General features: G+C 60.5%; 7 protein-coding genes. 6 read left to right on the top strand and 1 reads right to left on the bottom strand.

Features of this window, described 5'->3' with window-relative positions:
* Nucleotides 1-69 precede the first annotated feature (69 nt).
* The 3 genes from HF682_RS10595 (at nucleotide 70) to HF682_RS10585 (ending at nucleotide 7,962) form a co-directional block, all read left to right on the top strand.
* Nucleotides 70-996: a LysR family transcriptional regulator gene (locus HF682_RS10595; RefSeq protein WP_168877263.1), complete on the top strand. Its 927-nt coding sequence runs from the start codon at nucleotides 70-72 to the stop codon at nucleotides 994-996.
* 138 nt (nucleotides 997-1,134) lie between these two features.
* Nucleotides 1,135-4,440, top strand: a complete 3,306-nt coding sequence (locus tag HF682_RS10590) for a tetratricopeptide repeat protein (protein WP_168877262.1) — start codon at nucleotides 1,135-1,137, stop codon at nucleotides 4,438-4,440.
* A gap of 147 nt (nucleotides 4,441-4,587) precedes the next feature.
* Entirely contained in the window at nucleotides 4,588-7,962 is a 3,375-nt protein-coding gene (locus HF682_RS10585) for a tetratricopeptide repeat protein (protein WP_168877261.1), read from the top strand.
* A gap of 4 nt (nucleotides 7,963-7,966) precedes the next feature.
* Here the strand turns inward: HF682_RS10585 and HF682_RS10580 are convergent, their stop codons facing one another.
* Nucleotides 7,967-9,121: an MFS transporter gene (locus HF682_RS10580; RefSeq protein WP_168877260.1), complete on the bottom strand. Its 1,155-nt coding sequence runs from the start codon at nucleotides 9,119-9,121 to the stop codon at nucleotides 7,967-7,969.
* A 137-nt stretch (nucleotides 9,122-9,258) separates the two neighbouring features.
* On the opposite strand from HF682_RS10580, the gene HF682_RS10575 reads away from it, so the two are divergent.
* From HF682_RS10575 to HF682_RS10565, 3 genes are all read left to right on the top strand, one after another.
* Nucleotides 9,259-9,789 (top strand): MarR family winged helix-turn-helix transcriptional regulator, encoded by a 531-nt coding sequence (locus HF682_RS10575; RefSeq protein ID WP_168877259.1) that lies wholly within the window; start codon nucleotides 9,259-9,261, stop codon nucleotides 9,787-9,789.
* Nucleotides 9,790-9,851: 62 nt separating this feature from the next.
* A complete protein-coding gene (locus tag HF682_RS10570; RefSeq protein WP_168877258.1) occupies nucleotides 9,852-11,660 on the top strand; it encodes an aminopeptidase P family protein in 1,809 nt (602 codons plus the stop codon).
* 204 nt (nucleotides 11,661-11,864) lie between these two features.
* Nucleotides 11,865-12,719, top strand: a complete 855-nt coding sequence (locus tag HF682_RS10565) for a delta-class carbonic anhydrase (RefSeq protein ID WP_168877257.1) — start codon at nucleotides 11,865-11,867, stop codon at nucleotides 12,717-12,719.
* The last annotated feature ends 113 nt before the right edge of the window (nucleotides 12,720-12,832 follow it).

Below are 12,832 nucleotides of genomic sequence, written 5' to 3'. Positions count from 1 at the left end.
CATAGTATTTGTGCTGAATAAACTCATAAACTAGCTATAATTCAATTTATTTGTTCCTTGTGGGATTAAATGAGCCGAGCTTTTGATGAAGTATCCTTGGCCAGCCTTGAGCTGTTCTGCCTCGCCGCAGAACAGGAGAGCTTCACTGCCGCAGCACATGCAGCAGGCCTGAACCCTGCTGCTGTCAGCAAAGCCATTGCCAGGCTGGAAGCGAGGTTGGGGGTGCCGCTGTTTGTGCGCACAACACGCAAGATTCGACTCACGGACGCCGGTCGCAGCTACTGGATGCAATGTCGCCAGGTGTTGAATCAACTGGGCGAGGCGGAGCGTGAAATCACCGGGCGTCAGCAAAGCCCGAGTGGCACAGTGCGTATCAGTATGGCGACGCCCTACGCACACTACCGGGTACTGCCGCGTATCGCGGCCTTCCATGCCCGGTATCCGGACGTGCATGTGGACATGCATCTGAGTAACCGCAATATCGACTTTGTCGCCGAAGGCTATGACTTGGGGATTCGTGCGCGCATGCAACCCGATTCCGGGCTGGTGGTACGCAAACTTGAAGATGCACCACTGGTCATTGTCGGCTCACCAGCCTATCTGCAGCGCAAAGGTACGCCGCTGACGCTGGAGCAGCTTGGTGAACATGACTGCATCCAGTTTGTCCTGCCCAGCACGGGTCAGCCAGTCGCCTGGATGTTGCGCCAGTATGGGAAAGACCTGGATGTCCTCACCCAGGGAAGCAGCTGGTGCAGTGAGGACCCTTTGGGAGGCATTACCCTGGCCCGGCATGGAGCCGGACTCGTACAGACCTATCGCTTCATCGTTGAGGAGGATTTGGCGCAGGGTCGGCTGGTCGAAGTGCTGGATGCGTACGCCGGGCGCTCACGACCTTTCTCATTGCTGTACCCCATGCGCCGCCATATGCCACAGCGTGTCAGGGTGCTGGTGGATTTTCTGCTGGAAACGGCACCTGGCAATCTTGCACCGGATTAGGGCGTCGTGATGCCGGAAGAAAGATTCCGCGACAGAATTTAGGTAGCGTTAAGCAAAGGGGTGTGGATTACCGTAAGCTGCGCCAGATATTTCCATGTCATGGCAGGGCCACTTGCCATTTTCTTCTGGAGCATTCCCGTGACCGCAAGCCCCGCAGGCATCCCCACCGCAGATCAGTATGACGTCCTGTCGCTGCAAGAAGCGCTGACGCGCTTCCCTCAGTTTGAGTTTGATACGGAAGACTGGGACGACGATGATCTTGACGCACTGGAAGTCGTGTATCTGAAGGGGGACTACACCCTGGAAGGTAGCTGGGACGAGGCGCTGGACTTCTCCTGGTGGGGGCGGCGCTTCCTGCTGGTGGAAGGTAATCTGCGGATGAATGGAGGCTCGAACTTCTCACCGTGGGTGACAGGGGACATCCACGCCGATGTACTCAGCATGGATGGAACCCTCCAGTGCATGGGTACGGTGCATGTCAGGCATTACGCGTACCTGTATGCAGAAGATGATGAAGTAACCAGGGACGGGCCGAGCATCACGCTGAACACCCCGTACCTGTTTAGCTGGTTTTACAGCGTCAGCGATATCACGTTGCCCAAGGACACGCTGGTGTTTTTGCTGGCAGACTGGGATTACAGCCACGACAGCGATTTGCCGGGTACGGTGATTCCGTGGCATGACGCGCGGTTTGTGCTGCGGGATGACTTACAGTATCGGGTGCAGGAAGACTGGCACGACACCGCCTTATGGCCACTGACCAACATCCGTGATGCATTGATGCGTGGCGAGTCCATCCTGCGCGAGGGGGTCACGGTGGCGGGCATCCAGACTTGCAAGCAGGCGGCGGATGCAGAGCGGATGGATGATTCCCGGCTCGCCTGGCTGTACTATCGTGAAGCCGCCCGACAAGCCCCCGGCTATTACCCAGCGGCCTACAACATGGGGCGCCGCATGGAGGATGTGGGGGCCGATGAGCAGGCCTTCCCCTATCTGGAGCGTGCGGCAGCTCTGTACCCCGCAGTACAGACCTACTTGCTGAATGAGGCCGCCTTTGAGGCCATCATTACCGCCTGCTGGCTGGGGCAAGTGGAGCGGGCGGGGGATATGCTGGACCTGTATATTCTGCATAACCAGCACTACAAAATGCGTCGGGCCCGGGCAGAAGTCTTTCTGATGACCGGCTATCTGGAGGATGCCCAGCGTGACCTGGATGCTGTGCTGGAGAAGGATGAAAACTACGGCACGGCCTTGTGGCTGCGCGGACTGGTGGCCTGGAAACAGGGCAAGCGGGACGAGGCGCAGGCATGGCAGCAGCGCGCGATGGCGCAGCATAAAGTATATGCCGCCAGCTATGAAACGCATCACTGTGCAGCGTTCCTGCGCGAAAACAAGACCACGGTGGATTGGGAATCGCTGGTGCTGGACGATGTCAAGCCGGTGCAGGATGAGGCCTGGTGGTTGGCCCTGCTGAAAGGGGCGCGCGATGAAGCATTCCGTGTGCCAGAATCCATGCGGACCACTGCCTTCCTGCAGGCGCTGCTGGAACAGCAAGCGGATGACATGGCCTATCTGGTGTCCTTTTTCCCGGCGGAAGCCTTTACCGCAGATCTGGCACTACAGCTGGTGCAACAGAATGGTGATTGTTTGGTGCACATTCCCCCAGCCTTGCACAGCCTGACCTTGTACCAGCACGCCAGGATGCATGAAAACAGCGGCTTTCCTTTGAAAAGTGTACCGGCATCGTTGCTGAGTGAGGCGGTATGCCTGCTGGCCGTCGAGCACAATGCCACGCTGGAGGATGTGCCAGAGGCGTTCCGTACGGAAGCCATCTGTCGCCTGGCAATTGTGAGGCGGGGTGGCTGGCAGATCGAGCATGTCCCCGCGGCGTTGCAAGCCGAGGCTATGTGGGTGTTGGCGGTTGCACACAGCGATACCTGGCGTATCAAAAACAAGATTCCCTCGCGCTATACCACGCCCGCGATGTTGCAGGCAGCGCTCAAGCTCAACAAGAGCTTTCTACATGAACTGCCGGGGAGTCGCTTTGATGCGGCGACCTATGCCGTTGCGGAGTCGCTGTACGGTCAGGATGCGGACTGGGCAGACATCGTAGCCCAGCATCGGCCGGAAGCCTGCATGGATGATTACGACGATTTTGATGAAAAGTGCTGGCTGGTATTCTGGGACGAAGCCAGCATGCTGAAGAAAATCCGCAATGGTCAAGGGTATCGACTGTCGGCCTACGAGATTCCGGAAAGCCATTTCAGCGAGGCTATTGCGGAAGCTTGCTTCCGCGCCGAACCCATTCATATGGGCTCGATCCCGGCGCGGTTCATCACCGAGAAAATGTGCCAGTCCTTCATCAGTCGCTATGCGGATGAGCTCAAGGATGTGCCGTTTGCCATGCGCACTGCGGACATCTGCGAAGTTGCGCTGCGCGATGAGTTTGAACAGCTTGATCTGGTGCCGGTACCGGTATTTGCTGAAGTCATGGCACGGCTGTATAAACGTGTCCCGCGCAATGTCGAGCGCGACACAGTTGCGCTGCAGTATGGCCGCGGCTTGCTGATGGCTCCGGCCGACCCCAAGGCGGCCGTCAAAGTGCTGTCCGATCTGTGCTCAGGCAAATGGCTTAAGCAGCCCCCGCTAGACCCAGAGCAGGAGCTGGACGAGGACGAAGCGCAAGCAGAAGCCCTGCGTAGCCATGCTTGCTACTTGCTGGGCTATGCCTGGCATCTGCGTGGCGACACGGCTCAGGCAGAAACCTTGCGGCAGCGCTCGGGGCTATCCGGCCCGTATTCATCCTTTGACCCGCGACAGGGACAGGCACAAGGGGATTTTGACAAGCGCGCCTTTGACCGCTGCATGCACGAATACGACCAGCTGGCGGAGCACGAGTCCCAACGACCGCTCGCCTGGCAAGCCATTCTGCAGGCGCGCCGCCTGCTGGAAGAGAGCGGCAACCCGAACCCCACCCTGTGGGCCTATGTGCTGGACCGCCAGCGCTGGATCAGTTATGAGCTGGAGGATTGGGAGACCAACACGGCGGTGTGTGAGGAGGCGGTGGCGCGTTTGGGCGCAGTATCCCTGTGGGCCTATCTGCCCGAGCATAATGTGATCAGGGCTGCACTGCGGGCGGCATTGCACCGGTTGGGGAGCGCCACGCTGGAAGACGTGGAGGACCCCACCGAGGCACAGGTCATCGAGGCGGTCGAGCGTATCTGGCAAGCGCTCAAGCTGGTCGGCCCGACTGAAGACAAGGCGGATACTTACCACTTCTACGACGCCCAGCTATGGAATCTCGATTGGCTGGCAGAGCGGGATCCGAAGTGGCAAGCCACGTTGCGGCAGGCAATGAAGCGGGTCGCCGAGTTTGACTGGGAGGACTACCTGTACACGGATGAAGCGCTGGACATGATGCGGGCCTATACCGCTGCTGAATGAAGGGCTGGAAGGGAGGGCGGAAGAAACTTTCCGGGCTATCCGCTGATTTGCTCAAGTATGGCAAGCCGATTTTGCGCTATGCTACGGCGCTTTACGTTTTTGTCATAAAGTGGGTGCGGCCAGGCTGCACCCGTGTGGAGCCAAGTGTTGAGCGAGATGATCAGCGGTGTGCCGTCAGAGTATGAGGTGTGGTCGGTAGCCGAAGCCTTACAGCGGTTCCCGCAGTTTGAATTTGATACGGATGATTGGGATGCAGAAGACCTCGAGTCGGTGGAGGTGATCTATCTCAAGGGGAACCATTGCCTGGATGAGCGCTGGGACCGGGCGCTGGATCATGCCTACTGGGGGCGCCGCTACCTGCTGGTAGATGGCGACCTGCATCTGGAGGATGACACCCACTTTCATTATTGGGTAACCGGGGACGTGCATGGCGATGTCTTGCACCTGTACGATGGCATTCAGTGCCTGGGGACGATGCATGCGCGGCAGTTCGCTTACCTGTATGCAGAAGACGATACCCGGATGTGCAATGAACCTGTTGTCAGGCTGGCGACCCCATATCTCTTCAGCTGGTTTTACGGTGTGGATGAGCTGACGCTGACCGAGGATACGCTGGTATTCCTGCTGGCAGACTGGGATTACAGCCACAGCAGCGATTTACCGGGCACCGTTATTCCCTGGCATGAGGCGTGCTTTGTCTTGCGCGACGAGTTGCAGAGTCAGGTAGCCAAAGACTGGGATGACCGTGCGCTGTGGGATCTGGACAGGATTGGTGCTGCACTGGCCCGGGGGGAAAGCATCCTGCGCGATGGTGTCACCCTGGCAAGCCTGCGCCCCGATGAGCAGGCTGGTCAAGCTGTACAGATGCAAGACTGGAGACTGGCCTGGTGCTATTACCGGGCGACCAGTCAGGCCGCCCCCGGTAGCTTCCCGGCCCTCTACCACATGGGCAATTGCTATGCCAACGCGGGGGCATACGCCCAAGGCTTGTCTTGCATGGAGCGGGCGGCGGCACTCTACCCCAAAGCGCAGCCCAATCTGCTAAATGAAGCGGCTTTTTCTGCGGCTGTATGGGCGTGCTGGCTGGATCAGCCGGAGCATGCGCTGGAGATTCTGGCACAACATATGCCGCATAACCGGCATTACAAGTTGCTGCGGGCGCGAGCTGAGGCCTTGCTGATGGTGGGGCGGCTGGATGAGGCGCTGCAGGATCTGGACGGGGTGTTGCAGCAGGACAAACACTATGGCCCTGCGCTCTGGCTGCGCGGGAAGGTGGCCTGGCTGCAAGGGCTGCAGGATGAGGCGACGCTATGGCAGGACCAGGCCGCTGCACGCGATACCCGGCTCAAGGCTGATTTTGCCACGCATGGGAATACCGCATTTTGGGGCCTGCCCCCGGTACGCGTGGACTGGGATGACCTCGATCTGGACAGTTTGAAGCCCAGGCAGGACCAGGCATGGTGGCTGGACTTGCTGAAGACTGTGCCGTCCGAGATGTCCAATGTCCCGGCTGAACTGCGCACCCAGTCCTTGTTACAGGCGCTGCTTCAGCAGCAGCCGGAGCAGATTGCCGGATTGTTGTCGGCCTTCCCGGCCGATGCGTTTACCCCTGAGCTGGCGCTGGCGCTGGTTCGTGTGGATGCTCAATGCCTGCAGGGCATTCCCCCTGCACTGCATGGCCTGGACCTGTACCGGCAAGCGCACATCCTGCCGCAGTCCCGTTTTCCGCTGAGCAGCGTACCCGAGGCCCTGCTGGATGCCGAAGTGTGCCAGCTGGCGATCGACAAAGGTGCCCGGCTGGATCAGGTACCCTTGGCGTGGCGCAGCGCTGCGCTATGTCAGTATGCTGTCGAACGGGGTGGTAGTCTGGAGGCGGTACCAGAGGTGCTGCGCAGTCAGGCGCTGTGCGAGCTAGCTGTGCGCCGCAGTGGCGGGCAGATCCAGTTCGTACCCCCTGCTTTGCAAACTGAAGCTATGTGGATTTTGGCGCTGGCACACAGCACCTGCTGGCAGATCCGGAACACCATCCCGGCATCCTGCCTCACCCTCGTGCATCGACAGCAGGCACTGCGCTTGAATAAAGGGCTGTTACAGCAGTTGCCCGGCTATCTGGTCGATGCGGAGACCTATGCCTATGCGGTGTCCCTGTACGGCCAAGATGAAGACTGGGACGCGCTGGTTGCGCCACATCGGCTGGAAGCCTGTCAGGCTGATCAGTGCCACTTTGTCGAGCAATGCTGGCTGGTATTCTGGGATGAGGCCACGGTGCTGCGCCACATCCGGCTGGATGGCCATGCCGCAAAGCAACTGCACCCTTATGACATCCCGGCAAGTCACTTCACCCCGGCGATTGCTGAAGCCTGCTTTGCCAGCGAACCCGTGCATTTAAAGGCTATTCCGACCGCCCTGATTACTCTGGCGATGTGTGAAAGCTTCATTCAGCGCTATCCCCGCTTGTTGCAAGACGTTCCCTTTGCGCATCGCACCGTGGGTGTGTGCTTGCTGGCCTTGCAGCGTGACCTGACACAGCAACACCTGGTGCCAGCGCCCGTATTGGCAGAGGTCGCGGCACAGTTGCTGGCACATCTCCCAACGACTGCGGAGGAAGATGCGCTGCTGCTGTTGCAGGGGCAGGGGCTGCTGATGCAACAGCCACCTCAAGCAGCTGCGGCCATTCTGTCTTTGGCCCGCTTGTGCCCGGACGCATGGCTGGCACAGGGGGCCGTACTGACGGCAGACGATACCGAAAGTGCACCGTTGACGGCGGAAGAAGCCCAGCGTCGCCATGCCTGCTATCTGTTGGGCTATGCCTGGCATCAGCAGGGCGATCCGGTGCGCGCGGAGGGGCTGCGGGCCCGCTCTGGCATGGTGGTGGAGTATGGCAGTTTCAACCCGGCGCAAGGGCAGGCGCAAGGCGATTTCGACCAAGCTGCGTTTGACCAGTACATGCATCAGTTTGATCAGTGCATACAGGATGCGTCGCGCCTGCCGCACGCCTGGCAGCTGCTGCAGCAGGCGCGAGCATTGCTGGAAGAGAGTGCAAACGTCAATCCCGTTCTTTGGGCGCACCTGCTGGACCGGCAGCGTTGGGTCACCCACGAGCAAAAGGATTGGGCCCGCAATACCGCCGTGTGTGAAGAAACGGTGCAACGGCTGCAGTCGTGCAGCCTGTGGGCCTACCATCCGCAGCATGATGTGATCCGGGCCGCGCTGCGTGAAGCCCTGCACCGCTTGGGCTGCATACCGCTGGATGATCTGGAAGCGCCGACCGTGGCAGAGGTGCGTGTGGCTGTCGAGCAGGTCTGGTGTGCCCTCCGCTTGCTGGGGCCTGCGGAGGCCCCGCATGCCGTCTGGCATTTCTATGATATCCAGTTGTGTAATCTCGCTTGGCTGTCGGCGCAGGATGGTCAATGGGGAAGGCCGTTGCAGCGCCTTCGCCAGCGGGTGGCCGCGCTGAATTGGCGATCGTTTCTGTATAGCCAGGACGCAGTGAACATCATGCAGTCCGCTACTGCGGACTGAATGGCTATGGCTGTGGGGATGGCAGCGCAGGCCGCAGGCGTGGTAGCCACAGCATGGGGATGAGTGCGAACGCCAGCAGCACCCATGAGTAGCTGCCTGCTCCCGCATGCTGCATGACGCTGCCCAGTAAAGCGGGTCCCAGTACCGAGCCGAAGGTGAAGGCGAGCGAGACATCGCGCATGGCCAGCCGGGCGTCGCCCGGCTGTTCGGTAGCGACGACGATGGACAGGGTCAGCATGCCATTGCCCATGATGCCCAGGCAGGCAGCGGCCAGCCAGAGTGGCCCCTGTTGCTGCGGGCTGGCAAGGCCAGTCAGCACGGCGGCCAGTATGGCGGTAATCAGGCACGCCAGCACGGCAGTGCGGCTGCCCAGGCGATCTGACAGCCAGCCGAGCGGTAGCTGCGACAGCAGGCCCGCCCCCCCCAGTACGGCAATCAGTAGGGCTTGCTGGGTGGGAGAGGCTGCTTGCTGCGCCGCAAAGCTGGGAAACAGGCTCATCGCCCCGGTATCCAGCAAGCCCGCCAGCACCCCCAGCGCGCAGGCCGGGTTGCGCCAGAAAGCAACCGTGGCCGTGGTGGTCACCGAGTCGGCAGACCAGTCTGGCTCGCGCTGGCGAGCGAGCCACAAGGGCAGAATGGCGAGCAGGCCAAATCCTGCGGCCAGATACCAGATGGCGAGGCTGCGGCTGCCCAGCCAGCCAATCAGCAGCGGCCCGGCCAGCAGGGCAATGGCAATCACCGTCTCATGCAAGCCGACGACCACCCCGCGCCGCTGTGGTGGCACCAAGCGATACAGCCAGCTTTCATTGCCGATCCAGCGTAGCCCGAGCGCCAGTCCAAGCAGGGGCGTCAATAACCACCATCCGTACAGTGGTGCATCGCCAAGGCTGGCGATGGTTACGGCACCAAGCAGGAGCCCGATCAGCACCGTGCGCCAGGCCTGGATGCGCTGCATCAGCCAGGGGGCCAGCAGCACCCCGGCGGCCATACCCACCCAGGGTAGGGCACAGAGCAGGCCAATCTGGGCCGGCGCTACGCCCCGTTGCTGTAAGGCCAGTGGCAGCAGCGGGAAGGCAATGCCGTACTGGCCAAGCTGTGCCAGGCCGGAGACCAGATTGAGCAAGACTGCAGCATAGAGCCAGCTGATGGGGCGGGACATGGGCCGTTCCTGATGTGAGCCAGGCGGTTTCATGCCGTCATGGCTTTAGGTTTAACGTATGATTGATTCATATGTGAATAAATCATACGTTAAACGGCTAGCTGATACAATAGGGCCATCTAGCAGGAGGTTGAAACATGGAGATCAGTATCGAAGCCGCCAGTAATCAGCTGGCCGCATTGGGTGATCTGCTGCGCGATGTGCAGGAGGCCGCCTTGGCCAAGGCGACGGAACGCCCGATGACCGAGATTGCAACCCTGTTCTCGGTACGGCATTGCGACCAGTTCACGGTAGGCTGGCTGGCATCCGTTCTGGGGGTCACCCATTCGGCTGCAGTGCGGATTGCTGACCGCTTGTCTGGCGAAGGGTTGCTGCAGCGTACTCCACAAGCCAACCGGCGCTTCGTCGGGCTGGTGCTGACCGAGGCGGGCGTGGCCGAAGCGGACCGTCTACTGGCCATCCGGCGGCAGGTGTTGACGGACTTGTTTTCGGGTCTGGAACCCTTGCTGCTGGCGGCCCAGCCGCTGGCAGCGGCCTTGCTGCAACGCCACACCACCAGCGAGCTGGTGTCTTACCAGCGCTGTCGCTTTTGTGACGAAGCTTTGTGTGGTGAGACCTGTCCGGTGGACAGGGCCTGCCAGCGTTTACCCTCGAATGGGGCAGGCTGATTGGGTACAATCAACCCGCCAGCCCGACTGGCCACGACAAAAACGCGATTGGAGCCTGCAACATGCCGTTAACCTTGACCCCCGAATTATCCCGCCAGCGTGTCGCGGACCTGCGCAGCGCCATGCAGCAGCAGGGTGTGACCGCCGTCATGATCCCGACGTCTGACCCGCACCTTTCTGAATACCTGCCCGAACGCTGGCAAGGCCGTGTCTGGGTGTCCGGCTTTACCGGTTCGGCAGCAACCTTGATCGTGACCCAGGACTTTGCAGGCTTGTGGACCGATAACCGCTATTGGGCCATGGCGGAGCGCGAGCTGGCGGGCAGCGGAATTGAGCTGATGAAGGTGCAATCCTCGGCACAGCCGACCCACGAACAGTGGTTGTGCGAAACCTTGAAGCCAGGCGCTGTGCTGGCGGTGGATGGGGAGGTGATGGGCGTGGACAGCGTCCTGCGGCTGCAGGCCGCCTTGCAACGGGTGGGGGTCTGCCTGCGCACGGACCTGGATCTGCTGCAGACTGTCTGGTCAGATCGTCCGGCCTTGCCGGATGCGCCGGTCTACGAGCATGAGATGCCGTTTGCCGGGCGCAGCCGTGCAGAAAAGCTGGCAGGCTTGCGCGAGCGCATGCAGCAAGCTGGTACGCAATGGCACTGGATTTCGACCCTGGACGACATCGCCTGGCTGTTCAACCTGCGCGGTGCGGACGTGGCGCACAATCCGGTGTTTGTTGCGCATGCGCTGGTCAGCCATGAAGGGGCGACCTTGTTTGTGCAGCCGGGCAAGCTGGATGACGCGCTGCTGCAGCGCTTGCAGCAGGATGCGGTATCTGTGGCCCCTTACTACACTGCTCCTGATACGCTGGCGGCCTTGCCTGCAGGCAGCACCCTGCTGCTGGACCCGCGCCGCATCAGCCACGGCATGCGTCAGCGGGTGCCTGCTACCGTGAAGGTGGTCGAGCAGATCAACCCCACGGTGTTTACCAAATCGCAAAAGAGCGAGGCTGAGGCGGCCAATATCCGACAGGCCATGGAGCAGGATGGGGCAGCTCTGTGTGAGTTCTTTGCCTGGTTTGAACAGGCGCAAGGCCAGCAGCGCATCACCGAGCTGACCATTGATGAGCATCTGACGGCTGCCCGGGCACGGCGACCGCATTACAAGGGCACCAGCTTCTCCACTATTGCCGGTTTCAATGCCAATGGCGCCTCCCCGCATTATCGGGCCACCGCCAATGCGCACGCGGTGATTGAAGGCAATGGTTTGCTGCTGATTGACTCGGGCGGACAGTACCTGAACGGGACCACGGACATTACCCGCGTGGTGCCGATCGGGCAGGTGAGCGATGCGCAAAAAGAGGACTACACCCTGGTGCTGAAAGCCACCATGGCCCTCTCCATGGCGCAATTCCCCAAAGGCATCCGTGGCCCAATGCTCGATGCCATCGCCCGCGCACCGTTATGGGCTACGGGCCGCAATTTTGCGCACGGTACCGGCCATGGTGTCGGCTATTTCCTCAATGTGCATGAAGGCCCGCAAGGTATTTCCTGCAATATGGCTGCCGAAGCGCACACGGCAATGGAAATCGGTATGGTCACCTCCATTGAACCTGCTTTCTACCGCCCGGGACAGTGGGGCATCCGTATCGAGAACCTGGCGATGGCGGTTCCCGCGGAAACCAACGCGTTCGGCACCTTTCTCAAGTTTGAAACCCTGACCTTGTGCCCGATTGATACCCGCTGCATCGTACTTGACCTGCTGCGTGCCGATGAACGGGCCTGGCTCAATGGCTACCACGCCGAAGTACGCCGTCGGCTTAGCCCCTTGCTGCAGGGGGATGCCTTGGCCTGGCTGGAGCGCAACACGCAGCCCATCTGATCAGGTCATCACCCTGACAAAGCCACACGGGCCACTGCACTTGCAGCGGCCCGTGTGGCTTTGTTCCATGCGGAAGTGCTCCCCATTCCTGCAGGAAGCCTCCTACTGTCCAGTTGGACTGGTCAACTTGGGGTTTTGCCCGGGCTTTCTATACTGGTTTTACCTTCTGCTTGAGGGGCTAACGTCATGGACAGGGAGATCAGGATGAAATCGAAGCAATTCTTATGGCTGCTGCTGCCGCTGTGTACGGTACAGAGCGCACTGGCCTCTGGGGGCATGGAAGCGGTCAGCGATGAGGTGATCAAGGCTCAGAATGCGGCCTTGATTCGAGCCACCGAAGGCAAGGGGTTTGGTCCGCAATCCCCCCGCGACATCGCCTCACGTGCGGGCAACAATGCGCGGCAGTTCTCAAGCGCACCCGCCTATCAGGCCATGAATCTGTGCAATATCCATTTTCATGCCAATGCGGAGCATAAAGGTGGCGAGTATACGACCTATGCTGGCAATGGGAATGGTCAGGGTTTTCATACCGGCTATGTGTACAGCGGCACCCTGTCTCCTGCGGAGGCCCGCCCTCTTGATACGGATGTGTGCACCAGTGAGCATGGAGGACTCAATGCCGGGAGTACCATTGAGGTGCACTATGTGCATTCGACGGCGCAGGTCATGGCCGGCCCGACCTTGGGCGCCTGCCTGAGCGAGAGCATTTCCAACCCGCAGCTGCGAGTGGAGGCACAGGTGCTGGTGCTGGTCAACGATGACAAGGCTGCAGACTTCGGCAGGCTGGTTGAGGTGGGCATGCGCAACGGTTACCAGCAGGCGCTGAATATCCCAGGGGATACCGGTCGGCCTGTGCAGTATGCTGGCTCGACCACCGGACCTGCTTACAACGAGAAAGGTTCGCCTTTGCAGGTATCGTGGAGCGTGCGCCCGAACATCATCAAGGTGAATGCATCGAGTGTGGGCAAGTGGTGTCAGGGCAATGTCTTCAAGGAGGACCATGCCCATGGTGTGCGCAATCTGGTGACCGACCCCGGCTTGCTCTCCGAAATCAAGTAAGCCACACGGCTGCTTGCGCCCTATTGGGGCTTTTCTGGACGCAAGTTGAGGGATACCGCCAGCCTGCTGCTGCCAGCAGGCTGGCTTTTTAGCCGTTTCCTGCCGACGCTATT

This window comes from Leeia aquatica, assembly GCF_012641365.1.
GTDB classification, from domain to species: domain Bacteria; phylum Pseudomonadota; class Gammaproteobacteria; order Burkholderiales; family Leeiaceae; genus Leeia; species Leeia aquatica.
Note: the sequence above shows the minus strand (reverse complement) of the source record. Positions and strands in the feature narration are given on the sequence as shown.